24 protein-coding genes and 1 pseudogene are annotated in these 26,966 nt (G+C 58.6%); 15 read left to right on the top strand and 10 right to left on the bottom strand.

Features of this window, described 5'->3' with window-relative positions; translation table 11 throughout:
- Window positions 1–49: 49 nt before the first annotated feature.
- Window positions 50–1,426, top strand: coding sequence for an MFS transporter (locus RHM68_RS18345; protein WP_322217501.1), 1,377 nt, complete (start codon window positions 50–52; stop codon window positions 1,424–1,426).
- 63 nt (window positions 1,427–1,489) lie between these two features.
- Here the strand turns inward: RHM68_RS18345 and RHM68_RS18340 are convergent, their stop codons facing one another.
- The 4 genes from RHM68_RS18340 to flgA all read right to left on the bottom strand — a co-directional run bounded on the left by RHM68_RS18340 (window position 1,490) and on the right by flgA (window position 4,098).
- The gene (locus RHM68_RS18340) at window positions 1,490–2,236 is read right to left on the bottom strand and encodes a flagellar brake protein (protein ID WP_322217499.1); all 747 of its coding nucleotides are present in this window, start codon (window positions 2,234–2,236) and stop codon (window positions 1,490–1,492) included.
- Between the two features lie 89 nt (window positions 2,237–2,325).
- Window positions 2,326–2,793 carry a flagellar protein FlgN gene (locus tag RHM68_RS18335; protein ID WP_322217496.1) on the bottom strand — a complete coding sequence of 156 codons (468 nt, stop codon included), beginning with the start codon at window positions 2,791–2,793 and terminating at the stop codon, window positions 2,326–2,328.
- 48 nt (window positions 2,794–2,841) lie between these two features.
- Window positions 2,842–3,168, bottom strand: coding sequence for a flagellar biosynthesis anti-sigma factor FlgM (gene flgM, locus RHM68_RS18330; protein WP_322217495.1), 327 nt, complete (start codon window positions 3,166–3,168; stop codon window positions 2,842–2,844).
- Window positions 3,169–3,336: 168 nt separating this feature from the next.
- Window positions 3,337–4,098: a flagellar basal body P-ring formation chaperone FlgA gene (flgA, locus tag RHM68_RS18325; protein WP_322217493.1), complete on the bottom strand. Its 762-nt coding sequence runs from the start codon at window positions 4,096–4,098 to the stop codon at window positions 3,337–3,339.
- Between the two features lie 83 nt (window positions 4,099–4,181).
- Here flgA and RHM68_RS18320 point away from each other — a divergent pair, with 83 nt between their 5' ends.
- The 6 genes from RHM68_RS18320 (at window position 4,182) to flgE (ending at window position 9,252) form a co-directional block, all read left to right on the top strand.
- Complete coding sequence (locus RHM68_RS18320) at window positions 4,182–5,114, top strand: chemotaxis protein CheV (protein WP_322217491.1); 933 nt, start codon at window positions 4,182–4,184, stop codon at window positions 5,112–5,114.
- Window positions 5,115–5,160: 46 nt separating this feature from the next.
- Window positions 5,161–5,988: a protein-glutamate O-methyltransferase CheR gene (gene cheR / locus RHM68_RS18315; RefSeq protein WP_045061805.1), complete on the top strand. Its 828-nt coding sequence runs from the start codon at window positions 5,161–5,163 to the stop codon at window positions 5,986–5,988.
- A gap of 303 nt (window positions 5,989–6,291) precedes the next feature.
- Window positions 6,292–6,699, top strand: coding sequence for a flagellar basal body rod protein FlgB (gene flgB, locus RHM68_RS18310; RefSeq protein WP_322217488.1), 408 nt, complete (start codon window positions 6,292–6,294; stop codon window positions 6,697–6,699).
- 3 nt (window positions 6,700–6,702) lie between these two features.
- Entirely contained in the window at window positions 6,703–7,146 is a 444-nt protein-coding gene (gene flgC / locus RHM68_RS18305; RefSeq protein ID WP_133840425.1) for a flagellar basal body rod protein FlgC, read from the top strand.
- A gap of 15 nt (window positions 7,147–7,161) precedes the next feature.
- The gene (flgD, locus tag RHM68_RS18300; RefSeq protein WP_322217485.1) at window positions 7,162–7,896 is read left to right on the top strand and encodes a flagellar hook assembly protein FlgD; all 735 of its coding nucleotides are present in this window, start codon (window positions 7,162–7,164) and stop codon (window positions 7,894–7,896) included.
- Window positions 7,897–7,926: 30 nt separating this feature from the next.
- Window positions 7,927–9,252 carry a flagellar hook protein FlgE gene (gene flgE, locus RHM68_RS18295; RefSeq protein ID WP_322217482.1) on the top strand — a complete coding sequence of 442 codons (1,326 nt, stop codon included), beginning with the start codon at window positions 7,927–7,929 and terminating at the stop codon, window positions 9,250–9,252.
- Between the two features lie 197 nt (window positions 9,253–9,449).
- Here the strand turns inward: flgE and RHM68_RS18290 are convergent, their stop codons facing one another.
- Window positions 9,450–12,344 (bottom strand): ribonucleoside-diphosphate reductase subunit alpha, encoded by a 2,895-nt coding sequence (locus RHM68_RS18290; protein WP_322217479.1) that lies wholly within the window; start codon window positions 12,342–12,344, stop codon window positions 9,450–9,452.
- Window positions 12,345–13,080: 736 nt separating this feature from the next.
- Between RHM68_RS18290 and RHM68_RS18285 the strand changes: the two genes are divergently transcribed.
- The gene (locus RHM68_RS18285) at window positions 13,081–13,803 is read left to right on the top strand and encodes a winged helix-turn-helix domain-containing protein (protein ID WP_322217477.1); all 723 of its coding nucleotides are present in this window, start codon (window positions 13,081–13,083) and stop codon (window positions 13,801–13,803) included.
- Window positions 13,800–15,410 (top strand): ATP-binding protein, encoded by a 1,611-nt coding sequence (locus RHM68_RS18280; RefSeq protein WP_322217475.1) that lies wholly within the window; start codon window positions 13,800–13,802, stop codon window positions 15,408–15,410. The genes RHM68_RS18285 and RHM68_RS18280 overlap by 4 nt, the downstream gene beginning before the upstream one ends.
- 24 nt (window positions 15,411–15,434) lie before the next feature.
- Here the strand turns inward: RHM68_RS18280 and RHM68_RS18275 are convergent, their stop codons facing one another.
- Together RHM68_RS18275 and RHM68_RS18270 are read right to left on the bottom strand one after the other, a co-directional pair.
- Complete coding sequence (locus RHM68_RS18275; protein WP_322217472.1) at window positions 15,435–16,160, bottom strand: 4'-phosphopantetheinyl transferase family protein; 726 nt, start codon at window positions 16,158–16,160, stop codon at window positions 15,435–15,437.
- 131 nt (window positions 16,161–16,291) lie between these two features.
- Entirely contained in the window at window positions 16,292–17,083 is a 792-nt protein-coding gene (locus tag RHM68_RS18270) for a dienelactone hydrolase family protein (RefSeq protein ID WP_322217469.1), read from the bottom strand.
- Between the two features lie 105 nt (window positions 17,084–17,188).
- Between RHM68_RS18270 and RHM68_RS18265 the strand changes: the two genes are divergently transcribed.
- The 3 genes from RHM68_RS18265 (at window position 17,189) to RHM68_RS18255 (ending at window position 19,587) form a co-directional block, all read left to right on the top strand.
- On the top strand, window positions 17,189–17,398 hold the full coding sequence (locus RHM68_RS18265; protein WP_322217467.1) for a hypothetical protein: 210 nt from the start codon (window positions 17,189–17,191) through the stop codon (window positions 17,396–17,398).
- 168 nt (window positions 17,399–17,566) lie between these two features.
- Window positions 17,567–18,244: a response regulator gene (locus RHM68_RS18260; protein ID WP_322217465.1), complete on the top strand. Its 678-nt coding sequence runs from the start codon at window positions 17,567–17,569 to the stop codon at window positions 18,242–18,244.
- Window positions 18,241–19,587, top strand: a complete 1,347-nt coding sequence (locus RHM68_RS18255; protein ID WP_322217463.1) for an ATP-binding protein — start codon at window positions 18,241–18,243, stop codon at window positions 19,585–19,587. The genes RHM68_RS18260 and RHM68_RS18255 overlap by 4 nt, the downstream gene beginning before the upstream one ends.
- 65 nt (window positions 19,588–19,652) lie before the next feature.
- On the opposite strand, the pseudogene RHM68_RS18250 reads toward RHM68_RS18255, so the two are convergent.
- A pseudogene (locus RHM68_RS18250) lies at window positions 19,653–20,648 on the bottom strand (AraC family transcriptional regulator); the annotation flags it as partial.
- Window positions 20,649–20,987: 339 nt separating this feature from the next.
- On the opposite strand from RHM68_RS18250, the gene RHM68_RS18245 reads away from it, so the two are divergent.
- The 3 genes from RHM68_RS18245 (at window position 20,988) to RHM68_RS18235 (ending at window position 25,568) form a co-directional block, all read left to right on the top strand.
- Window positions 20,988–22,322, top strand: a complete 1,335-nt coding sequence (locus tag RHM68_RS18245) for a dicarboxylate/amino acid:cation symporter (protein ID WP_322217461.1) — start codon at window positions 20,988–20,990, stop codon at window positions 22,320–22,322.
- Between the two features lie 469 nt (window positions 22,323–22,791).
- Window positions 22,792–24,213: a group II intron reverse transcriptase/maturase gene (ltrA, locus tag RHM68_RS18240; protein WP_322217459.1), complete on the top strand. Its 1,422-nt coding sequence runs from the start codon at window positions 22,792–22,794 to the stop codon at window positions 24,211–24,213.
- Between the two features lie 173 nt (window positions 24,214–24,386).
- Window positions 24,387–25,568 carry a CaiB/BaiF CoA-transferase family protein gene (locus RHM68_RS18235; RefSeq protein ID WP_322217457.1) on the top strand — a complete coding sequence of 394 codons (1,182 nt, stop codon included), beginning with the start codon at window positions 24,387–24,389 and terminating at the stop codon, window positions 25,566–25,568.
- A 33-nt stretch (window positions 25,569–25,601) separates the two neighbouring features.
- On the opposite strand, the gene RHM68_RS18230 is transcribed toward RHM68_RS18235, so the two are convergent.
- Window positions 25,602–26,096: a SprT family zinc-dependent metalloprotease gene (locus RHM68_RS18230; protein WP_322217454.1), complete on the bottom strand. Its 495-nt coding sequence runs from the start codon at window positions 26,094–26,096 to the stop codon at window positions 25,602–25,604.
- A 153-nt stretch (window positions 26,097–26,249) separates the two neighbouring features.
- Window positions 26,250–26,852 (bottom strand): Yip1 family protein, encoded by a 603-nt coding sequence (locus RHM68_RS18225; protein ID WP_322217452.1) that lies wholly within the window; start codon window positions 26,850–26,852, stop codon window positions 26,250–26,252.
- Window positions 26,853–26,966 lie beyond the last annotated feature (114 nt).

Here is a 26,966-nt window from a genome sequence, read left to right as displayed (position 1 = left end):
TCTTCTGCGATAGCCCGATCCTCACTGCAAGGAGCCGCTCGGAACGCCGATGCGCCAAATCTGGAAATCCTTTCGAGCGCTTTATTTTGCTTCGCTGATGATGTTGATCGGCTCGGGCTTGTTGAGTACTTACCTGGCCTTGCGCCTGGCGGCCGACCATGTCGACAGCCTATGGGTCGGTGCGTTGATGGCTGCCAACTATTTTGGCCTGGTACTGGGCGGCAAGATCGGCCACCGCTTGATTGCCCGTGTCGGACACATCCGGGCCTATGCGACGTGTGCCGGTATCGTTGGCGCTGCGGTGCTGGGGCATGGGTTGATTAATTGGTTGCCGGCCTGGCTGGTGCTGCGGGTGATCGTCGGCCTGGGCATGATGTGCCAATACATGGTTATCGAAAGCTGGCTCAACGAGCAGGCCGAAGCCAAGCAGCGTGGGCTGGTGTTCAGCGGCTACATGATTGCCTCGTACCTGGGGCTGGTGTTGGGTCAACTGATTCTGGTCATGCACCCGGCCTTGGGTCTTGAATTGCTGATGCTGGTCGCGTTGTGCTTCGCCCTGTGCCTGGTGCCGGTGGCCCTGACGCGGCGGATTCACCCTGCGCCTTTGCACCCTGCGCCCATGGAACCGAGGTTCTTCATCAAGCGCGTGCCGCAGTCGTTGAGCACGGTGTTAGGTGCCGGGTTGATCGTGGGTTCGTTCTACGGTCTGGCGCCGCTGTACGCTTCCCAACAAGGGCTGACCACCGAGCAGGTGGGTCTGTTCATGGGTAGCTGCATTTTTGCCGGATTGTTGGTGCAGTGGCCGCTGGGTTGGTTGTCTGATCGTTATGACCGGGCGTTGTTGATCCGTTGTTTTGCTTTGTCTCTCGCAGTGGCCGCGCTGCCGCTGGCGATCATGACCAAGGTGCCGCTGGAGGTGTTGTTCATCGCCGGCTTCCTGTGCTCGCTGGTGCAGTTCTGTCTTTATCCGCTGGCGGTAGCGTTCTCCAATGACCACGTTGAAGGTGATCGTCGAGTGTCGTTGACCGCGATGTTGCTAGTGACTTACGGCGTCGGCGCCAGTATCGGCCCGCTGGTGGCCGGGGTGCTGATGAAACTGTTTGGCAGCCACATGCTGTATGCCTTCTTCAGCTTCTTTGCGCTGGTGCTGGTATGGCGAATTCGTCCTAAAGCGGTGACCAACCTGCACCAGGTGGACGATGCTCCTCTGCATCACGTCGCGATGCCAGACAGCATGTCGAATTCGCCATTAGTGGCAGCCCTTGACCCGCGGGTCGATGAGCAGGTGGTGCATGAGCAGATGCACAGTCCGGTGGAACCAGTGCCTGATCCAGAGCCTGTCGTTGAGCCTGATCCCGAAACTGACCCCAAGCCTCAAGATCCAGAGGCGGCTCGCGAGCAAAGCTTTACCGAGGCCAGACCTTAAAACCACGCATAAAAAACGGGCAGTCACCGCAAGGGGCTGCCCGTTTTTTATTGAAGCGTCGTATTACATATCGTCTTTATCGAAGCGCCGTGCCTCGCGCTGAAGCTGATAGACGAAGCGCTCGACCTGTCGCTGCACCAGGCCGCTCATGTTGTGAAAGCGCACGCCGGCGAACGTGATAGCGATTCTTTCTTCGAAGTGCAGATAGCGCAGTTCTACGGGCGCCGTCATATTGCCGAAGGGCAGGGCGGCCATGAAACGGTCGTAGACTTGGCCTAATTGCAGGCTGGAAGTGATATCACCTTCAAAACGCAATTTGCAGCCGGTGGCGGAGATATCCAGCAGCTTGCCGTTGATCGGCACCTTGAGTTTTTCGCCGGCTACTTCAACATTCACCAGTTGCGCCAACTTCAACGCCGCGCGAAAAGCATTGCGTCGCTGGTGGTAGACGACCTCTTCAGGCAGTGCGCCACGATAGCAGCGACCACCGCCGGATTCGTCGATGGCCAGCGGGCCGTTGCTTTCCCAGGCGATACGCACGCCGTCGTGGAAGCCTTCGACGCGAAACGGTTCGCCAGCCATCAGGAAGCGTTCACCGTCGCGAGGAATCATTTCGTCCAGGGCAATAGTGCCAGTGTCACGATCGACGTCCACCAGATAGCTCTGGAAACGCTGACTACGCTCGTGAAACGTGATGATCAGCGGGTCGTGGCTGTCTTGCAGCTGCCGCAGATTGCCGGAGATTTCCAGGGGCGTGGTGAGTACCTTGGGGGGCTGCGGAGCATCTTCCGCGTTTGAGGCATTGAACACGGTTTCTCAATCTCCAAGCAAAATTAGGCTGCTAGCCGGCATTTTGCCAGCATGTCTCGCATCTTGATAGTGCGTGCTCATCTGCGCGCTCAAGCCTGGCTGAGCGGGCGTGGCTTAGCCATCTTGGAGGTGGAGCCGCGGGCGTCATAGAGTGCAGGCGGTTCCCCGCCGGTGAGGATTTTTAGCTGATTGGCCGTGGCGGCCTGTTGTATCTGGATCGACTGGCCATTTTTGACATTGGCCGCCTGGCATTGAGCCAGAAGATCGGTGAGCACATCGCTTTGCTCAAGTAGTTGATCGCCAATGCTCGAATGGCTGGCGAGTTGCTCAAGGCCATTGCGATCGATTGGTAATTTCAGGCTGGCGAGGATTTCGCTGCGCTTGCGGCCATGCTGTTCGAGCAGAATGATCAGTGCCTGTTTCTGCGCCAGAATTTCTTCGAGCAGTGGCATGTCGCGACCGTGCAAAGCCAGTGATTCGGTTTGCAGTAACTCCAGCAAATGTTGCGCTGGAGCAAAATCGTCGGTGATCAGTTGCAGTAGATTAGTGTCGTGCATGGCTGGCCTTGGGTTTTAAGCGTCCAAAAGCCTGGCGCAGGCGATGGCCTAGCGCTGGGCTTCGAAGTTGAGCAGTTTGCTGGCTACACGGTTGCTGTCGACTTTATAGCTGCCATCGGCAATCGCGGCTTTCAACTCGGCCACACGGGCGTTGTCTACGGCAGGTTGATCGCGCAGCTTGTCAGTGACCTTCTGCAACTGTTGAGCCTCATTGCTGAGGTGTACCGATTCCCCGCTTTTTACGGTACTGGCCTGTTCGGCCGGGGTATTCAGCGGCGCGGATTTGCCGGCGTCGGCGGTTTCCTTGTTGGCGCTGGTACGTGTACTGCCCGTAAGTGACGAGGAGCTGTTCAAACGGCTGAAATCGATGACCATGATAAAAAAACCTCTGGGTATTTGGACGCTTGCCATGTTTTCGGCTATCGCTTCGAAAACTTTAGGCTCATTTATCAATGAGCATGCATGCGCCAGCGCTTGTCCGGCGTGGGGCACAGTTTAAGCAACAGCCCCGAAACGCGCCATAGCTTCACAAAACAGAGAGCCCTACATGGACACTTCCACTTGGCCCGGCGCGATGACCTGCGCCTTGATGACCCGTTGCGAGTTGAGGTTCTTCACTCGAATCTGTTCTCGCAGGCCGCCGTTGGACAGGGCCTCTCCCGGCATGCGCACGCTGAGCGTACCACTGCGGGCGATAATCACCACTTGGTCGCCCTTGCTGATGACTTCAGCCTGTTCGAGGTGGACCAGTGTCAGGACCTGATCGGTGACCGTTGGTCGGGTAAGTTTTTGCCCGATGGCCTGGTCGAGCGAGGTGAAATAGCCCTGGTTGATCAGGCTGATGTCGCGCTCACGCATGACCACATCGCCGGGTTCAATTATGCCGGTGCGCTTGAGGGGCCGAGTGGTGGTGACAACCTCCCGAAACAGGCGCACTTGAGCGGGTACGAATACGGTCCATGGGGAAGCGCCCTCGCAACGAACTTTGACCGTGACGCGACCGATCGGAGTGCCCGGACTCTCCAGGGACGCTGTCAATTCCTTGTCACACATCGGCATGCGGAGCCGCGGATCAAGTTGGTTAACCTTGATTTCGTAGCGGCCTACCGTTTGACTGGTTGCCAGATAGTCTTCTACGGTGAATTCAAGAAAGCCCTGAGTGACGCCGATAAGCATGTCAGGCAAGGTAACCGTATCAGCAACGGCAGGGCTGCCAGGGTGCAGAAGGCAAACAGCCGACATTGCACAAAGCAATTTGCGGTAGTTTGATGTCAGGCGTCGGAAAAATGTCGTTTGTGCGTTCATACAGGTTAAAAAGCAAGCGCCGTGCCGTTTATTGATGAATGTGCGTCGCAACACACACTTAGCGTTGGTGTAGGAGTCTTGGCATGGCTGGTGTAATGGATTCGGTAAACCAGCGCACGCAACTGGTAGGGCAGAATCGCCTTGAGCTGTTGTTGTTCCGTCTTGACGGCCAGCAGCTGTATGGGATCAACGTGTTCAAGGTTCGCGAGGTGCTGCAATGCCCCAAGCTGACTCTGATGCCCAAGTCCAGTCCTGTCGTGTGCGGTGTAGCAAGTATTCGGGGTGCAACCATCCCGATTCTCGATCTGGCGATGGCGACCGGTGCCGGTCGGTTGCTCGATCAAAGCAATCCCTTCGTGATCATTACGGAGTACAACACCAAGACTCAGGGTTTCCTGGTCCGGTCGGTGGAGCGCATCGTCAACATGAACTGGGAGGAGATCCATCCACCTCCCAAGGGCACGGGACGCGATCACTACCTCACGGCTGTGACTCGGGTCGACAATCAGTTAGTCGAAATCATTGATGTCGAGAAAGTGTTGGCGGAAGTAGCACCGACACCGGAAGCCATTTCGGTCGGCGTGGTGGATGTCGAAACCCAGCACAAGGCGCTTTCGCTGCGTGTGCTGACGGTCGATGATTCGTCGGTGGCGCGCAAACAGGTGACGCGTTGCCTGCAAACGATCGGCGTTGAAGTGGTCGCGTTGAACGACGGAAGGCAGGCGTTGGAGTACCTTCGCAAGCTGGTCGAAGAGGGCAAGAAGCCCGAAGAAGAGTTCTTGATGATGATTTCCGACATCGAGATGCCGGAGATGGACGGTTACACCCTGACGGCCGAGATTCGCAGCGATCCACGGATGCAAAAGTTACATATCATCCTGCACACTTCGTTGTCGGGTGTATTCAATCAGGCGATGGTCAAGAAAGTCGGTGCCGATGACTTCCTGGCCAAATTCCGTCCTGATGACCTGGCATCCCGGGTAGTCGACCGGATCAAAGCAGCAGACATCAGCTAAGGGCCTTTTGCCCTTGGCGGTTAACGCGATTTAAGAGGCGGCATCATTGTCTACGGGTAATTTGGATTTTGAACAGTTCCGGGTCTTCCTGGAAAAAGCCTGTGGCATTTTGCTCGGTGAAAACAAGCAGTACCTGGTCTCGAGCCGTCTCAACAAACTGATGGAGCAGCAGGGCATCAAATCCTTGGGTGAGCTGGTTCAGCGCATCCAGACCCAGCCGCGCAGCGGTTTGCGCGAAATGGTGGTGGATGCCATGACGACGAACGAAACCCTTTGGTTTCGTGACACCTATCCGTTTGAAGTCTTGAAGAACAAGGTGCTGCCCGAAGCGATCAAGGCCGCTCCCGGGCAACGTCTGCGAATCTGGTCGGCGGCCTGCTCGTCTGGGCAGGAACCGTACTCGCTGTCGATGTCCATCGACGAGTTCGAGCGGGTCAACCTGGGCCAACTGAAGATGGGTGTGCAAATCGTTGCCACCGATCTGTCTGGCACCATGCTGACCAACTGCAAGACCGGGGAGTACGACAGTCTGGCAATTGGTCGTGGCTTGTCGCCCGAGCGTTTACAGCGTTACTTCGACCCTAAAGGTCCGGGGCGCTGGGCGATCAAGGCGCCGATCAAGAGTCGCGTGGAGTTTCGCTCGTTCAACCTGCTCGACAGCTACGCCGCGCTGGGCAAGTTCGACATCGTGTTCTGCCGCAACGTGCTGATCTACTTCTCCGCCGAGGTGAAGAAGGACATCCTGTTACGGATCCACAGCACATTGAAGCCGGGCGGCTACTTGTTCCTTGGCGCTTCGGAAGCGCTAAACGGCCTGCCGGATCATTACCAGATGGTTCAATGCAGCCCAGGGATCATTTACCAGGCGAAGTAATGGGTGAGTGGTACACAAAAACGGGAGTCCGCAAGGGCTCCCGTTTTTTTATGCCCGGTTATTTATCACGAGTGCCGCAGTCCCGGTAGGCGCGAGGCGGGCAAGCCTCGCGCCTGCTGTTGATTGATGTTGTCCTCGAGAAAGCGGCAGAAAAGCGGCAGGCGGCGGAAACCTGTTGCCGCTTTTCTGGCATTGCCGCTTTGCCACTGCCCGCAAAGCCGCGGTTTATGAGGATTTATAGGTTGGCACGGGGCTTGCTATGTTCCCAGTACGAAAAATCAGGTCACCCGAAGGTTTCCCGACATGAGCATCAGCTTCGATAAAGCGCTCGGTATCCACGAGCAAGCCCTGGGCTTTCGCGCTCAGCGTGCCGAAGTCCTGGCCAATAACATTGCCAACGCCGATACCCCGAACTACAAGGCTCGGGATCTGGACTTCTCCAAAGTGCTTGCTGCACAAAACGAGAAAACCAAGGGCGGGACGTTTGCCTTGAACATGACCAACAGCCGTCATATTGAAGCGCAAGGCCTGGGCGATGGCGACGAGTCGCTGCTCTATCGCACGCCGATGCAACCGTCGATCGACCAGAACACCGTGGATGCTCAACTGGAACAGTCCAATTACGCGGAAAACGCGATTGGTTTCCAGGCCAGTTTCACCCTGCTCAACAGCAAATTCAAAGGGCTGGTTTCAGCCCTGCGTGGAGAGTAATTCATGTCTCTTGCCAGTGTTTTCAACATTGCCGGTAGCGGCATGAGTGCTCAGACCACTCGCCTGAACACCGTCGCCAGTAACATTGCCAACGCCGAGACCGTTTCGTCGAGCATCGACCAGACCTACCGCGCCCGTCACCCAGTGTTCGCCACCATGTTTCAGGGGGGGCAGAGCGGCGGCAGTGATTCGCTGTTCCAGAGCCAGGACGCGGCGGGACAAGGCGTGCAAGTGTTGGGCGTGGTCGAAGACCAGAGCAACCTTGAGGCGCGTTACGAGCCCAACCATCCGGCGGCTGACGCCAAGGGTTATGTCTACTACCCGAACGTCAACGTCGTCGAAGAAATGGCCGACATGATTTCCGCGAGTCGTTCGTTTCAGACCAACGCCGAAATGATGAACACCGCCAAAACCATGATGCAGAAGGTCCTGACCCTCGGTCAGTGATAAGGGGCGACCTCGATGAGTATTACCGATTCCACCAGCAGCCTGAGTCTTACCGACATCCTGGCGAACTCTTCGGTCAAGAAGACTGCTTCGACGACCAACGGGCTCGCGGCAGCCACCAGCAGCGCCACTGGTAGCCAGACTTTGGGCAAGGATGCGTTCTTGCAGTTGCTGGTCACTCAGCTCAAGAACCAGAATCCGCTCTCACCACAGGACAACGGTGCGTTCGTGGCGCAGCTGGCTCAGTTCAGCAGCCTTGAAGGGATCACCTCGCTCAACACTACCGTGAGCTCCCTGGCCGGTAACTACAACTCTTCGCAGGCTTTGCAGGCTTCTTCGCTGGTTGGTCGTTCAGTGATTGCGCAAACCAGCACCGCTCAGGTCGATGACCCAACCAAGGGCCTGACCGGCTCGGTCAGTTTGTCGTCGTCTATCGCCAGCGGCGCCGGTACCGTCACCGTGACCGATGCCAGCGGCAAGGTGATCAGAAGCATCGACCTCGGCAGCCAGCCCGCAGGCAGCGCCAGCTTCAAATGGGATGGTAAGGACAGCGCGGGCACCACGGTCCCGGCAGGTACTTACACCTTCAAGGCCAATGCGCTGATCAATGGCACGGCGACCGATCTCGCGACTTATCTGCCGGCAACGGTCAACAGCGTAACGATCAGTCAGACTGGCGGCGAGTTGATGCTCAACCTCGCTGGCATGGGCTCTGTAGCCCTGTCAAAAGTTCAAACTATTGGTATATAGAGCCGACTAACCGGCACAAAGGAGTGGAATATGTCTTTCAATATCAGCCTTAGCGGCCTCTATGCAGCCAACAAGCAACTGGATGTCACCGGTAACAACATCGCCAACGTGGCAACCACCGGTTTCAAATCCTCCCGCGCCGAATTTGCAGACGTCTACTCGGCGACCAAGCTTGGTAGCGGTAGCAAGACCGTCGGCAGCGGTGTGAACCTGGTGAACGTTTCTCAGCAGTTCACCCAAGGTGACATCAACAACACCGGTAACGTGCTGGACATGGGCATCAATGGCTCGGGCTTCTTCACCCTGGGCAATAACGGTTCGACGTCATACACGCGTGCCGGTACGTTCAAAGTCGATAAGGATGGTTTCATTACCAACACCGACTACACCTCCCGTTTGCAGGGTTACGGTGTGGACGCCAATGGCAAAGTGATCAACGGCGTATTGACCGATCTGAAAATCGACACCTCGAACCTGGCGCCGAAGTCTACCTCGGCTGTCACCTCGACGATCAACCTGAACTCGACTGCTGCTGTCATCGATGACACGGTCGTCGCTGGCCAGTTCGACCCGAACAACACGGCGACTTACACCAAGTCGTTCAGCACCCCGATTTATGACAGTCAGGGCAACCAGCACACCATGGATCAGTACCTGGTGAAAACGGGCGCCAACACCTGGAAGACCTACACCCTGGTCGATGGTCGTAACCCTGACGCCACCGGCAGCGATCCGAAAGTGACACCGGCAACGGCTTCTACGCTGACGTTCGATTCCACTGGCAAATTGAGTCAGGTCAGCACCCCGGCGCCACCCGGTGCGCCGGTTATCAGCACTGACTTGAAGCTGAGTGGCTGGGTGCCTGGCACCGTGACCAATGGTGTCTGGGCGGCTAACGGTGCCTCGGCCAATGCGGCCGGCGTGACCATCTCCCTCGCCAAAACCACGCAATACAACGCTGATACCGCTCGTTCGATTCCGACTCAGGACGGTTACGCCACTGGCCAGATCACTAACCTGACGATCGACGGCACCGGTACGCTGTTTGCAAACTTCAGCAACAACCAGAGCAAGGCCATCGGCCAGGTTGCGTTGGCGAGCTTCACCAACGAACAAGGTCTGCAGCCAATTGGCGGCACCGCATGGAAAGAAACGTTTGCCTCGGGTATCCCTGGCTACGATGCGCCGAAGACCGGTACGTTGGGCGCTATCGTTTCCAACTCCCTGGAACAGTCCAACGTCAACCTGACCAACGAACTGGTCGACTTGATCAAGGCGCAAGGTAACTATCAGGCCAACGCCAAAGCTATCTCGACTCAAAGCACCATCATGCAAACCATCATTCAGATGACCTGATGCTGGTTGGGTTTTAGCGCTTTAAAAGGAGCCCCTCGCAAGAGGGGTTTTTTTGGGGGTGGGGTTTATGTCGCGTGTCGAAGCGTTGCCTTGTCGGTCGGGGCATCGCTTTGCTTGGGCAAAAGAAAACCCCCGGCCAGTCCAGAAGACTGATCGGGGGTTTCCAGTAAGCGCCGCTCGGCGCTTACTCACTCAGCTTATTGGCAAGCTTCGCAGTCTGGCTCGTCAATCGCGCAGGCTTTAGGCACTGGCGCCGGACCGGCAGGAGCAGCGAGGACCGAATCGTCACCGTGGTTGCCGCCGCTGGAAACAGCGTTCAGCTTGCCGGTGTTGATGGTCGACTTCTCGGTGCTGGTCGCGGCCAGGGCACGGAGGTAGTAAGTGGTTTTCAGGCCACGGTACCAAGCCATGCGGTAGGTCACGTCCAGCTTCTTGCCCGAAGCGCCGGCGATGTACAGGTTCAGCGATTGAGCCTGGTCGATCCACTTCTGACGACGGCTGGCTGCGTCAACGATCCACTTGGTGTCCACTTCGAACGCAGTGGCGTAGAGCTCTTTGAGTTCTTGCGGGATGCGCTCGATCTGCTGAACCGAACCGTCGTAATACTTCAGGTCGTTGATCATGACCGAGTCCCACAGGCCGCGAGCCTTGAGGTCGCGAACCAGGTACGGGTTGATCACGGTGAATTCGCCCGACAGGTTCGATTTCACATAGAGGTTCTGGTAGGTCGGTTCGATCGACTGCGAGACGCCAGTGATGTTGGCGATGGTCGCGGTCGGTGCGATGGCCATGATGTTGGAGTTACGAATGCCTTTCTGTACACGGGCGCGAACCGGTGCCCAGTCCAGGGATTCGTTCAGGTCAACGTCGATGTACTTCTGTCCACGTTGTTCGATCAGGATCTGTTGCGAATCCAGCGGCAGAATGCCTTTGGACCACAGCGAACCCTGGAACGTCTCGTAGGCGCCGCGCTCGTCGGCCAGGTCGCAAGAAGCCTGAATCGCGAAGTAGCTGACCGCTTCCATCGACTTGTCGGCGAACTCGACGGCAGCGTCGGAACCATAAGGAATGTGCTGCAGGTACAGCGCGTCCTGGAAGCCCATGATGCCCAGACCGACCGGACGGTGCTTGAAGTTGGAGTTCTTCGCTTGTGGTACCGAGTAGTAGTTGATGTCGATGACGTTATCGAGCATGCGAACAGCGGTGTTCACGGTGCGTTCCAGCTTAGCGGTGTCCAGCTTGCCGTTGGTGATGTGGTTCGGCAGGTTGATCGAGCCCAGGTTGCAAACGGCGATCTCGTCCTTGTTGGTGTTCAAGGTGATCTCGGTGCACAGGTTCGAGCTGTGAACCACGCCCACGTGCTGCTGCGGGCTACGCAGGTTGCACGGGTCTTTGAAGGTCAGCCAAGGGTGGCCGGTTTCAAACAGCATGGACAGCATTTTGCGCCACAGGTCTTTGGCCTGAATGGTCTTGAACAGCTTGATCTTGCCTGGGTACTGGGACAGGGCTTCGTAGTATTCGTAACGCTCTTCGAATGCCTTGCCAGTCAGGTCGTGCAGGTCGGGTACTTCGGAGGGCGAGAACAGGGTCCACGGGCCGTCATCGAAGACACGCTTCATGAACAGGTCAGGGATCCAATTGGCGGTGTTCATGTCGTGGGTACGACGGCGATCATCACCGGTGTTCTTGCGGAGTTCGATGAACTCTTCGATGTCCATGTGCCAGGTTTCCAGGTAGGCACATACAGCGCCTTTACGCTTGCCACCCTGGTTGACGGCGACGGCGGTGTCGTTCACCACTTTCAGGAACGGAACAACGCCCTGGGATTTGCCGTTGGTGCCTTTGATGTACGAACCCAATGCGCGGACAGGCGTCCAGTCGTTGCCCAGGCCGCCAGCAAATTTCGACAACATGGCATTGTCGTGGATCGCGTGATAAATGCCCGACAGGTCATCCGGTACGGTGGTCAGGTAGCAGCTCGACAGCTGTGGACGCAGGGTGCCAGCGTTGAACAGTGTTGGGGTCGACGACATGTAGTCAAAAGACGACAACAGGTTGTAGAACTCGATTGCACGGTCTTCTTTGTTCTGCTCTTCGATAGCCAGGCCCATGGCTACGCGCATGAAGAAGATCTGCGGCAGTTCGAAACGCACGCCATCCTTGTGGATGAAGTAACGGTCATACAGGGTTTGCAGGCCCAGGTAAGTGAACTGCTGGTCGCGCTCGTGGTTGATCGCCTTGCCGAGTTTTTCCAGGTCGAAGGTGGCCAGGATCGGGTTCAGCAATTCGAATTCGATACCCTTGGCGATGTACGAAGGCAGGGCCTTGGCGTACAGGTCGACCATTTCGTGGTGAGTGGCGCTGTCGGCGACTTCCAGGAAGCTCAGGCCTTCGGCACGCAGGGTATCCATCAGCAGGCGGGCGGTGACGAACGAGTAGTTCGGCTCGCGCTCTACCAGGGTCCGGGCGGTCATCACCAGAGCGGTGTTGACGTCGGTCAGGGCCACGCCGTCATACAGGTTTTTCAGGGTTTCGCGCTGGATCAGGTCGCCATCGACTTCTTCCAGGCCTTCGCACGCTTCGGTGACGATCGTGTTCAGGCGGCCCATGTCCAACGGCGCAAAGGTGCCATCGGCGCGGGTGATGCGGATCGACGGGTGAGCCTGTACCGCTTCTTCGGCCGGGGCGCGGGTGGCGCGTTCTTTTGAGCGGCCGTCGCGGTAAATCACATAGTCGCGGGCTACTTTCTGCTCGCCGGCACGCATCAGGGACAGTTCGACCTGGTCCTGGATTTCTTCGATGTGGATAGTGCCGCCCGAGGGCATGCGACGCTTGAAGGTCGCGGTGACCTGCTCGGTCAGGCGCGCCACGGTGTCGTGGATTCGCGACGAGGCGGCAGCGGTGCCGCCCTCAACTGCGAGAAACGCTTTGGTGATAGCGACGGTAATTTTGTCATCGGTGTAAGGAACGACAGTGCCGTTACGCTTGATCACGCGCAGTTGACCTGGCGCAGTGGCGGACAGATCCGAATTCGAATCAGCGGCCTGCGGCAAGGTGCCCTGCGGGTTCTCGCGAGTTGTGTCGGTTTGCATGGGTGTCTCCACGTTCTCTATGTTTGTTTGGGCACCATCACGGTGCCCACCGTTCCGTCCTGAAGCACTACAACCGGCGAGCGCCGGGCATAACGACTTCGGGACAGTTCAGGAAGGGGGCCTTTCAAGCGCCGCTTCCATGCCGAAGTCTTTGGTCTCACGCCTGGGGCCTGAAACCGGGTTCCTGTTGGGCGACAGTTAGGGACTGCAACACCCGTACCGTTTTCGCCGCTTGGGGCTGAAAAACAGCAGCCATCCGCATGCGCGGTTTGGTCTTCTGAAAATACGTTTGGTTCAACCAGACAGAGGCGATAAAGCGCTTGAATTTGGTGTCTGACTTGTGTTTGGTTTTTTACGCAAAACCCCATATGTAGGGTTTTTTTGGCGACGGGCTACAAGATAATGCGTTTTGGGGGCTGATTGCAACGTACTACCTGTGGATAAACCTGTGCGTAAATTGTGTGTGAAACGTGGAATGAGCGTGTAGGCCGCGAACCTGCTGGAGTAGACCGTTTGTCATAGTTTTTCCGCGATTGAAAACAGTCCGGGCGGTTTTTAAGGGCGCGAACCCTATCACAAAAAATCGGCTTGTCCGAACGCATTTGCCGACTTGTGTTCTGGTTGGGCGGCGTTTATACAATCGTGCTGCACACACGCATTCTTATCCACCCCAAACATTACAAAAAGACGGGGGGATCCTTCCTTATTTAGTGTCATTGGCAAGCAGAGGTCATCCGTGGAGCAAGAAGCCTGGCAGGTATTGATTGTGGAAGACGATCAACGTCTGGCCGAACTGACCCGCGATTATCTGCACGTCAATGGTCTGCGGGCGACGATAGAAGGCAACGGGGCGCTGGCGGCAGCAAGGATCATCGAGGAGCAGCCTGACCTGGTAATTCTCGACCTGATGCTGCCGGGCGAAGACGGCCTGAGCATCTGCCGCAAGGTACGTGGTCGCTATGACGGCCCGATCCTGATGCTCACGGCGCGCACCGATGACACCGACCAGATCCTTGGTCTGGACCTGGGGGCCGACGACTATGTCTGCAAGCCGGTGCGGCCACGTCTGCTGCTGGCGCGCATCCAGGCTTTGTTGCGCCGAAGTGAATCCCCCGAGGCGATCCCGGAAAAACGCCGGCGTTTGCAGTTCGGCCCTTTGGTGGTGGACAACGCGTTGCGTGAGGCATGGCTGCAGGGCAACGGCATCGAGTTGACCAGCGCCGAGTTCGACCTTCTCTGGCTGCTGGTGGCTAATGCCGGGCGCATTCTGTCTCGCGAAGAAATCTTCACCGCGCTGCGTGGTATTGGCTATGACGGCCAAGACCGCTCTATCGACGTCCGCATCTCGCGTATTCGCCCCAAAATCGGTGACGACCCGGAGCACCCGCGACTGATCAAGACTATCCGCAGCAAAGGTTACCTGTTCGTTCCCGAAGCCTGCGCAGAACTGACCCCTTGAACTCGATCTTCCTGCGCATCTACGGCGGGATGTGCGCGGCGCTGATTCTGGTGGCGTTGCTCGGCGTGCTGGCGCTGCACCTGCTCAATCAGGTGCGTAGCGAGCAATATCGCGAAGGCCTGGCCCACGGCACGTTCTCGTTGATGGCCGATAACCTGCAACCGATGAACCAGACCGAACGTCGCCGTGCGTTGTTGGTGTGGGAACGGTTGCTCGGTATTCCGCTCGCGCTGCAAACCTTTGCCGAGACGGATTTGGACCTCACCCAGCGCACTCGGATACTGCGCGGCCAGGCGCTGGTCGAGCAGACTGGTCCGCATGCCGCGAAGGTTTACCGACTGGTCAGTGACAAGGAACAGTTGGTGCTTACCGGGGAAGTCCAGCAAATCAGCGAACAGCTGGCTCGGGCGACGATTTACCTGTTGGCTGACGAGCTGGTGCGCTACCCGGTGGCCGAGCAACCTCAGCGGTTGGCGCAGTTAAAAGAGGACAAGGGGTTTGGTTTTGATCTGCGTCTGGTCACGATTGATCAGGCGGACATGGACGAGGATCAGGACCGTCGGGTGTCCGAAGGCGATACGGTCATGGCGTTGGGCAAGGGGGGCGATTCGATCAGGGTGTTTGCCGGCATGGTCGGTACGCCGTGGGTACTGGAGATGGGGCCGCTGTATCAGATGAATCCTTATCCGCCCCAATGGCTGGTGCTGATCGCCGCCCTGGGACTCACCCTGATTGGTCTGATCGTTTATCTGCTGGTGCGGCAACTGGAGCGCCGCTTGCGGGGGTTGGAAGCCGCCGCCACACGCATCGCCAAAGGTAGCCTGGAAACCCGCGTGCCGGCGCGCGGCGCTGACTCGGTGGGGCGCCTGGCCCAAGCGTTTAACGGCATGGCCGAGCACTTGCAACAGTTGCTGGCGATTCAGCGCGAACTGGTGCGCGCGGTCTCCCATGAACTGCGCACGCCGGTGGCGCGGTTGCGTTTTGGCTTGGAAATGATCGGTTCGGCCACCACGCCTCAGGCGCTGGAAAAGTACCGCGAAGGCATGGACCATGACATCGAGGACCTCGATAAGCTGGTGGACGAAATGCTCACCTATGCGCGCTTGGAACAGGGTTCGCCGGCGCTTGATTTTCAGCGGGTTGATCTCGATGCGTTGGTCAATCAAGTAATCGAAGAGTTGGCGCCCTTGCGTGCCGATGTCACGGTGCAATGTGGTGTGTGCCTGTCGGCCGCCGATTGCGACGACGCCTGGGTTGAAGCCGAACCGCGCTACTTGCACCGCGCGTTGCAGAATCTTGTCGGCAACGCCATGCGTCACGCCCAGTCCAGAGTGACCGTCAGTTACCAAGTGGGGCAGCAGCGCTGTCGGGTCGATGTTGAGGATGATGGGCCGGGGGTGCCGGAAGCCGCGTGGGAGAAAATTTTCACGCCGTTCCTGCGTCTGGATGACAGCCGGACCCGAGCGTCCGGTGGGCACGGGCTGGGGCTGTCCATTGTGCGGCGGATTGTCCATTGGCATGACGGACGGGCGTTGATCAGTAAGAGCAAAAGCCTGGGCGGGGCCTGTTTCAGCTTGAGTTGGCCGCGTCATCAGGAGAAACGCTGACGTTCTCCTATTGGCAAGAAAAACTCAGGCCTTGATGCTGACCAGACTCAATAACTGACCACCCCTCAACCCGAACTGCGCCTCCAGCTCGGTGCCGTTGCGCCATTCGCCGGTTAAGTCGGTGAGCAGTCGTAGCCGTACCTGGCCGCTTTCGGTCCACTCCAGCACTTCGGCGTGTTCGAAATAGAAGCGCTTTTGCACGATGGGATAGAGCGCCTTGAACAGGCTCTCCTTGACCGAAAAGGTCAGGGTCACCAGCAGCGCCACGTGATCTTGCGTGCCGGCGGCCATGCGCTGCATTTCTGACGAGGTGAGGATTTCGGCGGCCAGGCGCGTGGCCCGCTCTGGGGGGAGCAGGTTTTCCAGGTCCATGCCCAGGCCGCGCCAGTGCGTCTTCTGCGCCACAATCGCCGCGGCCTGGCCGGTGCTGTGGGTGATGGAACCAGTGATATGCGACGGCCACACCGGTGCGCGGTCTTCGCCAATGGCCGGGACACAGCTCAGCCCTTCCAGTTGCAACAACGCCGCCCGTGCGCAAACCCGCCCGGCAAGAAACTCCGCCTGACGTTTGGCCACCGAACGCTGGATGCTCGCTGGCGGTTCGATGGTGCTGCGCTGGAAATCGTCATGGGCCAGTTGCGAAGGCTCGAAACGAGTACTCAACAGGACCGTGTCGGGCAGTACAAACGGCAGCGGCCAATGGTCGTCGAGCGGGGAGCAGCAGGCGGGCAGGTCAGGGGCGAGATTCATGGCGGGCATTTTGCCGGGTTGGGCTGGGACTGGGTAGTGTTCTCAGCGAGAACGGCAGGTGACAGGAAACCGTGGCGAGGGCGCAGACGCCCTCGCGACAGAGCACGAGACCTGGCTGAGGGAGGCGTGGCTCAGCTGAAAATCTTTTTGAAGAACGCCTGCATGTCTGCCCATGAACGCTCATCGGCCGCCTTGTTGTAACCAATGTCCGGCCCACCGTGGTCGCCGTGGCTCAAGCGATCGGCCTCGGGGTTGGTGAACCCGTGCTTGGCGTTGTCGAGGCTAACGAACCGGTAGTCAGCCCCTGCCTGGTCCATTTCGGCCTTGAACGCGGCAACATTTTGCGGGGTGACCATGCTGTCCTTGGCCCCATGCTCGACAAGGATTTTCGCTTTGACGCTACCGGTTGTCGCGGGTGTATTGGTCGCCAGCGCCCCGTGGAAGCTCACCACGCCTGCCAGCGGCACACCTTGGCGTGCGGCATTCAACACGACTGCGCCGCCGAAGCAGTAACCGATGGCCGCGAGTTTTTCCGGATCGGTTTGTGGCTGTTTTTTCAACAGGTCGAGCCCCGCCTGGAACCGTGCACTCGCCACCGCGCTGTCTTTGAGCGCCTCTTGCATGAAGGCCATGGCATCTTTGGGGTGTTCGGTGTTCTTGCCGTCGCCGTACATGTCGATGGCCAGCGCGCTGTAACCCAGCCCTGCGAGATCGCGGGCGCGACGCTTGGCATAATCATTCAGCCCCCAGAATTCATGCACGACCACAACCCCTGGGCGTGGGCCTTTGATGGCGTCGTCGTAGGCGTAGTAGCCGATCATTTTGCTGCCGTCAGTGCTCTGGTAGTGGATTTCCTCGGTTTTGATCGCGGCGTGGGTCAGCCCGCTCAGGGCAAGCACGGCAACGGCAAGCAATAGGCGCATGGTTGGATCTCCTTGAAATACATTCGTCAAAACAGCCTAGTCGATTTAATTCAGCTCAGGTTCAGCGTGTGTTCAGGGGGAGTTCAGGGGTAGGTGAGTAACCTTGTGCGTATTCAAAAAGAAAAGTGCATCAGAGCCCTTGCTGTGATTGTCTTCGACACATTATTTCTAGCGTTCATCGCGCAGGGCGCCCGTGCAACGAGGCATGTCGCCGACGACAACGTGTCGGACCTGCACAATGGCATTAGACTGCGCCAGGAGATTTTGCTGCGCAGCCATGTAGGCACAGAGATGAGCGAACGTGCGGAGCGCTGAATTTGACCCACAGCGCCCAGACTTACCTTGCAGCGAACTACGCTTTCTAAAGAGCGCTTCGCCAAAGGCCTGCGCCGGATGCCCCAAGGGTGGTCCGGCGTTGGCATAGTGGTCACCGGGGGCGCTTGAACGTGCCGCTGGAGATCTTGTTTTGCCCTGGAGAGCGTTATGAAACTGCTGGTCGTCGAAGATGAGGCGCTGTTGCGCCATCATTTGCAAACCCGTTTGACGGATAGCGGCCATGTGGTCGAGTCCGTGGCCAATGCCGAAGAGGCGCTGTACCAGACCGAGCAGTTCAACCATGACCTGGCGGTGATCGACCTCGGCCTGCCGGGCATGGGCGGGCTTGATCTGATTCGCCTGCTGCGCTCACAGGGCAAGACGTTTCCGATCCTGATCCTCACTGCACGCGGTAACTGGCAGGACAAGGTCGAAGGCCTCGCCGCGGGTGCCGATGACTACGTGGTCAAGCCTTTTCAGTTCGAGGAGCTGGACGCCCGCCTGAACGCGTTGTTGCGCCGCTCCAGCGGGTTCACTCAATCGACCATCATCGCCGGGCCCTTGCTGCTGGACCTCAATCGCAAGCAGGCGTCCCTCGACGAACAGCCGCTGGCGCTGACCGCCTATGAATACCGGATCCTTGAATACCTCATGCGCCACCACCAGCAAGTGGTGGCCAAGGACCGCTTGATGGAGCAGCTCTACCCGGATGACGACGAGCGCGATCCGAATGTGATCGAAGTGCTGGTCGGCCGTCTGCGGCGCAAACTCGAAGGCCCGGCCGGGTTCAAACCGATCGATACCGTGCGTGGTCTCGGCTATTTGTTTAATGAGCGCTGCACTTGATTCGTTCCCTTCGTGTGCGTTTGATGCTGGCCGCCACGTTGTTGGCGGTGTTGTTCATGTTGGCGTTGTTGCCGGCAATGCAGGGGGCCTTCAGCCTGGCGTTGCAGGATTCTATCGAGCAACGTCTGGCGTCGGACGTCACCACGTTGGTCTCCGCTGCGAAGGTGGAGAGCAACCGCTTACAAATGCCGGCGCAGTTGCCCGATGAGCGTTTCAACCTGACCGACAGCCGTTTGCTCGGCTACATCTATGACCGCGAAGGTCATCTGGTGTGGCGCTCGAAGGCCACGCAAGAAGAACAGATCAACTACAAACCGCGCTATGACGGACGCGGTAGCGAGTTCGCGAGGATTCGCGAGCCCAGTGGTCAGGAGTTCTTCGTTTACGACGTTGAGGTCAAGCTGTTGGGCGGCAAAAATGCGGCGTTCAGTTTCGTCGCGTTGCAGCCGGTACGCGAGTACGAGGCCACTCTTGAAGGCCTGCGCGATAATCTCTATCTAGGCTTCGGCGCGGCGTTGCTGGTGCTGTTGGCGTTGCTGTGGATCGGTCTGACCTGGGGTTTGCAGGCCTTGCGCCGATTGAGTCAGGAGCTGGACCAGATTGAAAGCGGCACCCGCGAAAGCCTCAGCGAGGAGCATCCTCGTGAACTGTTGCGGCTGACCGGCTCCCTCAACCGCTTGCTGCAAAGCGAGCGCGAACAACGTACCCGCTATCGAGATTCTCTGGACGACCTGGCCCATAGCCTGAAAACGCCGTTGACGGTGCTGCAAGGGGTCAGCGAGGGCATGGCGCAGCGCCCGGAAAATCGCGAGCAGGCGTGGGTGCTGCAATCGCAAATCGAACGCATGAGCCAGCAGATCAGCTATCAGTTACAGCGTGCGAGCCTGCGTAAAAGCGGTCTGGTGCGACATCAAGTGCGCTTGCGCCCGGTGTTGCAAAGCCTGTGCGACACCCTAGACAAGGTTTACCGGGACAAGCGCGTGCGGGTCGCCTTCGACCTGCCGGACCCTTGCTATGTGCCGATCGAACAGGGCGCGCTCCTGGAAATGCTCGGCAACCTGCTGGAAAACGCCTATCGCCTGTGCCTTGCCGAAGTGCGCATCAGCGTGCGTGAGACCTTGAGCGGTGTCGAGTTGTGTGTAGAGGACGATGGTCCCGGGGTGCCCCAGGATCAGCGCGCGCGAATTCTACAGCGCGGCGAACGCCTGGACCGACAGCATCCGGGGCAGGGAATTGGATTGGCGGTGGTCAAGGACATTATCGAAAGCTACAGCGCAACGTTGACGTTATCGGATTCGCCCATGGGCGGTGCGGCGTTCCGGATTCATTTTCCGGTGGTTTGATGATGGTTCCCACGTGCAGCGGTGCCACCCGCATGCGCGCCCCCCCGTTCCGAGCAACGTCCTCTGTTCTCCTGCGCGCGGTAAGCTCCCGGCGTTACGCCCGTCCACTTCTTGAACGCCCGATGAAATGCCGATGGCTCGGAAAACCCGAGCTGCTCGGCAATCTGTTGCAGCGACAGATCCGCCCGCCCCAGGTGATAAATCGCAATGTCTCGGCGTAACTGATCCTTCAACTCCTGAAAACTCGAGCCTTCTTCACGCAGATGCCGACGCAAGGTCTGCGGGCTGATGTGCAGATGTGCGGCAACCGCTTCCAGGTCTGGCCAGCGTGAACTGTCGCGGCTGAGCAAGCGGCGTAACTGGCTGCTCAGGCTGTCGCCCTCGTCGGGGCGTGACAGCAGGTCGGCGGGAGAGCGTTCGAGGAAATGCTTGAGGGTTCGCTCGTCCTGTAACAGCGGCATGCTCAAATAGCGACTGTGGAACAGCAGGCTGCTCTGGGGGGCTTCGAAGACATGGGGGCAGGGGAACAACAAATCGTACTCGGCCCCGTGTTCGGGCTTGCGATAGCTGAACGTGGTCTGTTCCAGGCGGATGCGCTGGTCGATCAGCCAACTGCCGAGGCGGTGCCAGATCACCAGTAAGCTTTCGCTGAGAAAATGATCGGGGTCCCTGAGCGTTGAGTCATCAAGGCTCAGGCGGATCATTAGGTCTTCACGGCTCAGGGTCAGACGCGCAGTGTCGGGGAATAGGCTATAAAACAATAAGCCGCGATTGAGTGCCTTTTCCAGGGTGCGGCAATGGATAACGGCATGGCACATCATGGCGAAACTGCCGGGTTTGCTCGGGGCTTGGCCGAAGCCCAAATACTCGTCGTCCAGCCCTTGCCACAAGCCCTGAATCAGGCGGGTGAACTGCTCCGGTGCGATGCGCGCCCGTGGTTCGTCGAGCAACTCTGGGCTGATTCCCAGTTGCTGCAAAAGGCTTGAGTAATCAAAACCACATCGGCGCGCGCCACCGAGGGCGGCACGGGCGAAATGACTGGCGATGGTGCGTTCGCGCATAGCAGGCAAGTCCGTCCAGTGAGCGACGGATGGTAGCGGCGGTGCGCGGTGATGAACAAGGCGGATATCCGCCAAATTGTAGGACGAGCCGTGGTTGTATGGCGGAAATCCGCCACGTTGTAGCCGCCACGGCGTGGCCCAAACCCTCGGCAGCCCTGATGTCAAAAGGCTTGCAGGCTGTTCGGCTAAAGTGGCACGGGCTTTGCGATAGAACGATCAGATGCCTGCCGTTGCGCGGGGCTCGACAAAACAAATCCCTCCAGTGCAGGAGGGTTCGCAATTGAAGTGTCGTGGGCAACAGATGGATGTTGTCACGGGGCACTCGTGAGGATCTTTGCAATGACGACTCGTCAGCCACTTTACAAATCCCTGTATTTACAGGTGATCGTTGCCATTGCCATCGGCATCCTGGTCGGTCACTTCTACCCGCAGACCGGTGTAGCGCTCAAGCCGTTGGGCGATGGGTTCATCAAACTGATCAAAATGATCATCGCTCCGATCATCTTCTGTACCGTCGTCAGCGGTATCGCGGGTATGCAGAGCATGAAGTCGGTCGGTAAAACCGGCGGCTACGCGCTGCTGTACTTCGAAATTGTTTCGACCATCGCATTGCTCGTCGGTCTGGTAGTGGTCAACATCGTCCAGCCGGGCGCAGGCATGCACATCGATGTCACTACCCTGGATGCCTCCAAGGTGGCGGCGTATGTCGCGGCCGGTGCTGATCAAAGCGTCGTGGGCTTCCTGCTGAACGTCATCCCGACCACCATCGTTGGCGCCTTCGCTACTGGCGACATCCTGCAAGTGCTGATGTTCTCGGTAATTTTCGGCTTCGCCCTGCATCGCCTGGGTGCCTACGGCAAGCCAATCCTGGACTTCATCGATCGTTTTGCCCACGTGATGTTCAACATCATCAACATGATCATGAAGCTCGCACCCATCGGTGCTCTGGGCGCCATGGCGTTCACCATCGGTGCCTACGGTGTAGGTTCGCTGGTGCAATTGGGCCAGCTGATGTTGTGCTTCTACATCACCTGCCTGCTGTTCGTGCTGGTGGTGCTGGGCGGTATTGCGCGCGCTCACGGCTTCAGCGTACTGAAAGTGATCCGTTACATCCGTGAAGAGCTGCTGATCGTGCTGGGTACTTCCTCTTCGGAATCGGTACTGCCACGCATGCTGATCAAGATGGAGCGTCTGGGCGCGAAGAAATCCGTGGTGGGTCTGGTAATCCCGACCGGCTACTCGTTCAACCTCGACGGCACGGCGATCTACCTGACCATGGCGGCTGTGTTTATCGCTCAAGCGACCGACACCCACATGGACATCACTCACCAGATCACCTTGCTGGTGGTGTTGCTGCTCTCTTCCAAAGGCGCAGCCGGTGTCACCGGTAGCGGCTTCATCGTGCTGGCGGCGACCCTTTCGGCTGTTGGCCACTTGCCGGTGGCGGGTCTGGCGCTGATTCTCGGCATCGACCGCTTTATGTCCGAAGCGCGTGCCTTGACCAACCTGGTGGGTAACGCTGTAGCGACCCTGGTCGTTGCCAAGTGGGTCAAGGAGCTGGACACCGACGTGATGCACGCTGAGCTGGCATCCGGTGGCCGCGGTATCGCCGACACCCGTCCTGAAGACGATCTGGGCGTGGCTGAAGGCCAAACCCCTAACGCCGTCAAGTAAGACACGCTGCACTGAAAAACCCGCTTCGGCGGGTTTTTTCATGGTGCGCCAGGCATGGCGCGTTGCGCGCAAGCGCAACCAGTTTGGCTGTGGTGGCCACGCTGGTGACTTGGAGGTGCAAGTCCTCTACACACCCGGCAAGGGGAAGTGTTAGCCGAAGGCAAGGGTGTCGCGGGTGACTGCGAATCTGAAGGAAGCCTTAGGCAAAATGCTGGCCTGACGAACAGGAAGCGGATGAGGCGGCGTAGCGGGGTAAGGTGGCCATGATTACCAAAGCCCGATACTTGCACGGAACGCTACGACGTAGATCCGACAGGCATAAGCAGGAAGGTCGCGCGAATTACCTTGGGAGATCTGCACGTTTGCCATTGTGCTACCGAGCGTCGTGAGGCGACGGGATGAGCGTGCAGAAGTCAGCCGAGGCCGTAGTAAGTGACGAATAACCCCGTCACCAAGGGCTGAACAGGTTATGCCGCCAGTAGGCGTCAGAGTCTCGTCGAATGTCGAAAAGCAGAAATTTCTCCGAGGGAGAACTGTGACCCCAAGTTCCGGACAGAATCCGCGGGCGACGGCTGGCAGTGCGCAGGCATCGGCGGCGTCTGTGGCGTGGACGAACGCGGAGCCGGACACGCTGATGGAGCGGGTGCTTGCACCGGCAAATCTCAAGCGTGCGTATCAACGCGTGGTCAGCAACAAGGGTGCGCCGGGTGCCGATGGCATGACGGTCGACCAATTGGCTGACTATGTGAATCAGTATTGGCCGACCCTCAAGGTGCGGCTGCTGGCCGGCGAGTATCACCCGCAAGGTGTGCGCGCCGTCGAAATCCCAAAACCCAAAGGCGGAACCCGTCAGTTGGGTATCCCCAATGTGATGGATCGCCTGATCCAGCAGGCTCTGCTGCAACAGCTCACGCCAATCTTCGACCCTCTGTTCTCGGACTACAGCTACGGCTTTCGTCCAAACAGAAGCGCTCACCACGCCATCGAAACAGCCCGTGCCCATGTGGCGGCGGGCCACCGCTGGTGTGTGGAGCTTGATCTTGAGAAGTTCTTTGATCGGGTCAACCACGATGTATTGATGGCTTATGTAGAGCGTCAAATCGAAGACAAGCGTGTGCTCAGGCTCATTCGCCGTTACCTCGAGGCCGGCGTGATGTCAGGCGGTATCGCCAGTCGACGGCAGGAAGGGACGCCGCAAGGCGGCCCGCTCTCGCCGTTGCTGTCGAACATCCTGCTCAACGAACTCGATCGCGAGCTGGAACGGCGGGGTCATTGCTTCGTGCGCTACGCCGATGATGCGAACATTTATGTGCGCAGTCGTCGTGCTGGGGCGCGAGTGATGGCCAGTGTTGAGCGTTTCCTGAACCTGCGTCTGAAACTGACGCTGAATCGGGAAAAGAGCCGTGTGGTACGGCCTTGGGCCTGTGACTATCTGGGTTATGGGATGAGCTGGCATCAACAGCCGAGGCTAAGAGTGGCGACGATGAGTCTGGGTCGTTTACGCGACCGACTCAGAGACCTGCTGCGCGGAGCGCGGGGCCACAAGATGGCGAACGTCATCGAGCGGATAAACCCCGTACTACGCGGTTGGGCTGGCTACTTCAAGCTGAGTCAGAGCAAGCGGCCCCTTGAGGAACTGGACGGCTGGGTGCGGCATAAACTTCGCTGCATCATCTGGCGTCAATGGAAGCAGCCCTCTACGAGGGCGCGCAACTTGATGCGCTTAGGACTCAGCGAAGCGCGTGCCTGCAAATCAGCGTTCAACGGTCGAGGTCCATGGTGGAGCTCGGGAGCGCCACATATGAATCAGGCGCTGCCGAAGAAACTGTGGGATGGACTCGGGCTGGTCTCGATACTGGATACGATAAACCGGCTTAGCCGTATAACCTGAACCGCCGTATACGGAACCGTATGTACGGTGGTGTGAGAGGACGGCGGCTGTGAAGCCGCCTCCTACTCGAATCGTGCGATTTGAGCACAACGGTCACTGCGCCTGACGCATCAGGTGATTGCTGCAATAGCGTGAGCTGCCTAGTCTTTGGGCATCGCTCAAGGAGAACGCCCATGCTCGGTCCACTGGCATCACTCAAGGTACTGGATTTCTCGACGCTGCTGCCGGGGCCGTTCGCCTCACTGTTACTGGCGGACATGGGGGCCGAGGTGTTGCGCATCGAGTCGCCAACCCGCACGGACCTGATACGGGTGTTGCCGCCCCATGACCGGGGCGTCTCGGCCAGTCACGCCTACCTCAATCGCAACAAGCGCAGCCTGGCGCTGGACCTCAAGCAGCCCGAGGCGCTTGAAGTCATCAAGCAACTGCTACAGGACCACGACATTGTGCTGGAGCAATTCCGTCCCGGCGTGATGCAGCGGTTGGGCCTGGGTTACGAAGCGTTGAAAGCGATCAACCCGAAGCTGATCTATGTATCGATCACTGGTTACGGCCAGACCGGTCCCTACAAGGACCGCGCGGGTCATGACATCAACTACCTGGCGCTGGCCGGGCTTTCCAGCTACACCGGGCGCGCCGACACGGGACCGCTGCCCCTGGGCATGCAAGTGGCGGACATTGCCGGTGGCTCGCTGCACGGCGTCATCGGCTTGCTGGCGGCGGTGATCGCGCGGCAACAGACAGGGCTGGGGCAGCATCTGGATGTGAGCATGACGGACTGTGCTTTCAGCCTGAACGCCATGGCGGGTGCCGGTTATCTGGCCTGTGGCTTAGAGCCGGGGCGCGAGGATCAGGTGCTCAATGGCGGCAGCTTCTACGACCATTACCGCTCCCGTGATGGCCGCTGGTTGTCGGTGGGCAGTCTGGAGCCGGCGTTTATGCAGCCACTGTGTTCGGCGCTGGGTCGCCCAGAACTGGCGGCTCAGGGAGTGTCATCCCAACCCGAGCAGCAACAGGCGCTGAAGAATGAGTTGAGAATCGAATTCGAGAAGCACGATTTTGCCGAATTGTGCGCGTTGTTTGCTGGGGTCGATGCGTGCGTGGAACCAGTGCTGAGTGTGGGCGAGGCAGTGCAGCATCCGCAGTTGCAGGCGCGAGGGCTGGTGACTGAGGTGCCTCGTGGTGATGGGTCAACTCAGCAGCAAATGGCCTGTCCGTTGAAGTTTTCCGAGGGGTTACCGGAGCCACGGCATATCGGCGCGGCGGTGGGGCAGCACACGGATCAGGTGTTGGGGGAGCTAGGGTTTAGTGTTGAGAGGATCGATGAATTGCGCAGTGCCGGGGTGGTTTTTTAGACCGGTCCCACGGTGTGGGAACGATCATGCGGGTTATTCGACCCGCATCTCGCCGCTAAACACCAGCGTGCCGCGACAGCGGCGGCATAAATACCGCCGCCCCTGCCGCACCAGGCCATGACGCTGGGCGGAAAACGGAAAGTCGCTGTCGGCGCACGGGCATTTGTAGATGTAGCGGGTCATGCTGCGGCGTTTCACATCATAGGTATGGCAGCGGTTGGGCGGCAGTTCGTAAACGCCGCGCATGATCAGTTGCCACTCTTCGCCATGCGGCTGGATACGGTCGCCGAACAGTTGATGGGCAATCAGGTGTGCGACTTCATGGGCCACGGTCTGCTTGAGAAAATCTTCGGTATTGTCCCGGTATAACTGCGGGTTGAAGCGCAACAGGTTCTCGTGCAAATGCGCAACACCCGCTTTTTGTCCGCGCAGCTTGAGGCTTACCACGGGGCGTTTGAAGGGGCGTTTGAAAAAGGATTCGGCTTGTTGGAAACAGTCTTCGACGCGGGTGTTGAGTGGCTCGGGCATGCTTTATGGGTCTCCAGAGGCGCCGAGTATGCCGCAACCCTGGGGGCTTGCGAATCGCTGAGGCGCCGAATGGTCGTCGCCGTGCTCCTTTGAAGAATGAAAAGGCCGCCTTGCGGCGGCCTGTGTTGGCAGCGCTTGTTTTTTTGAAGTGCTCTAGTTCGTATAGACGGGACCTACTCCCAAGCCCCAGACGATCACGGTGAATGCCATGATGGCCACCAGCACCACCAACCCTACGGCGAGCACCGAGCTTGAAAACAGGAACCCTTCATCCGATGGGATGTTCATAAAGGTCGGCAAGCCTACGTACAGCAGGTACACCGTGTAGCAAATGGCCGCAGTGCCGACGACCATCCCCAACCACATGTGCGGATACAGCGCAGCCAGTCCACCGATGAACAGCGGGGTCGCGGTGTAGGTGGCAAAAGCGACACAACGCGCCAGGCTCGGGTTGGCGTCATAGGTTCGGGCCATCCAGTGAATGAATGCCCCCATCACGGCAACGCCGCCAAGCATTGCCAGGTACGACATGATGGTCATCCAGATCGCGCTTTCCTGGGTCAGCATGACCGGTGCGCGACTGCCAATGACCCAGCCAACCTTGGTGGTGCCGATAAACGCTGACACCGCCGGGATCGCCGCCAGAATCAGGGTGTGCGTGAGGTACATGTGGCTGATGCTTTCTTCCTGGTCGCCCCGGATGTCTTTCCATTCCTGGTCGGGGTGGGTGAAGAGCCCCACTACGTGATGGATCATGCCAGTCACTCCTCTTGTTTTTACCATCGCCCCCCAGCGGAGCGCTTACGGGCCGAAGCGGCCGGGTAAGGAAAGGTCTGGATACATGTGCGACCTCATGTCGCAGTATAGAAA

This window comes from Pseudomonas sp. DC1.2, from assembly GCF_034351645.1.
In the GTDB taxonomy this organism is placed as follows: Bacteria; Pseudomonadota; Gammaproteobacteria; order Pseudomonadales; family Pseudomonadaceae; genus Aquipseudomonas.
Note: the sequence above shows the minus strand (reverse complement) of the source record. Positions and strands in the feature narration are given on the sequence as shown.

Bases quoted from the DNA above. Each gene is read 5' to 3' on its own strand.
- RHM68_RS18270 (WP_322217469.1), bottom strand. From the start codon at position 17,083: ATGCGCCTATTGCTTGCCGTTGCCGTGCTTGCCCTGAGCGGGCTGACC.
- flgM (WP_322217495.1), bottom strand. From the start codon at position 3,168: ATGGTCATCGATTTCAGCCGTTTGAACAGCTCCTCGTCACTTACGGGC.
- RHM68_RS18225 (WP_322217452.1), bottom strand. From the start codon at position 26,852: ATGATCCATCACGTAGTGGGGCTCTTCACCCACCCCGACCAGGAATGG.
- RHM68_RS18290 (WP_322217479.1), bottom strand. From the start codon at position 12,344: ATGCAAACCGACACAACTCGCGAGAACCCGCAGGGCACCTTGCCGCAG.
- ltrA (WP_322217459.1), top strand. From the start codon at position 22,792: ATGCCGCCAGTAGGCGTCAGAGTCTCGTCGAATGTCGAAAAGCAGAAA.
- flgD (WP_322217485.1), top strand. From the start codon at position 7,162: ATGAGTATTACCGATTCCACCAGCAGCCTGAGTCTTACCGACATCCTG.
- RHM68_RS18335 (WP_322217496.1), bottom strand. From the start codon at position 2,793: ATGCACGACACTAATCTACTGCAACTGATCACCGACGATTTTGCTCCA.
- flgB (WP_322217488.1), top strand. From the start codon at position 6,292: ATGAGCATCAGCTTCGATAAAGCGCTCGGTATCCACGAGCAAGCCCTG.
- flgE (WP_322217482.1), top strand. From the start codon at position 7,927: ATGTCTTTCAATATCAGCCTTAGCGGCCTCTATGCAGCCAACAAGCAA.
- RHM68_RS18345 (WP_322217501.1), top strand. From the start codon at position 50: ATGCGCCAAATCTGGAAATCCTTTCGAGCGCTTTATTTTGCTTCGCTG.
- RHM68_RS18230 (WP_322217454.1), bottom strand. From the start codon at position 26,096: ATGCCCGAGCCACTCAACACCCGCGTCGAAGACTGTTTCCAACAAGCC.
- RHM68_RS18245 (WP_322217461.1), top strand. From the start codon at position 20,988: ATGACGACTCGTCAGCCACTTTACAAATCCCTGTATTTACAGGTGATC.
- RHM68_RS18320 (WP_322217491.1), top strand. From the start codon at position 4,182: ATGGCTGGTGTAATGGATTCGGTAAACCAGCGCACGCAACTGGTAGGG.
- RHM68_RS18260 (WP_322217465.1), top strand. From the start codon at position 17,567: ATGAAACTGCTGGTCGTCGAAGATGAGGCGCTGTTGCGCCATCATTTG.
- RHM68_RS18235 (WP_322217457.1), top strand. From the start codon at position 24,387: ATGCTCGGTCCACTGGCATCACTCAAGGTACTGGATTTCTCGACGCTG.
- RHM68_RS18275 (WP_322217472.1), bottom strand. From the start codon at position 16,160: ATGAATCTCGCCCCTGACCTGCCCGCCTGCTGCTCCCCGCTCGACGAC.
- flgC (WP_133840425.1), top strand. From the start codon at position 6,703: ATGTCTCTTGCCAGTGTTTTCAACATTGCCGGTAGCGGCATGAGTGCT.
- flgA (WP_322217493.1), bottom strand. From the start codon at position 4,098: ATGAACGCACAAACGACATTTTTCCGACGCCTGACATCAAACTACCGC.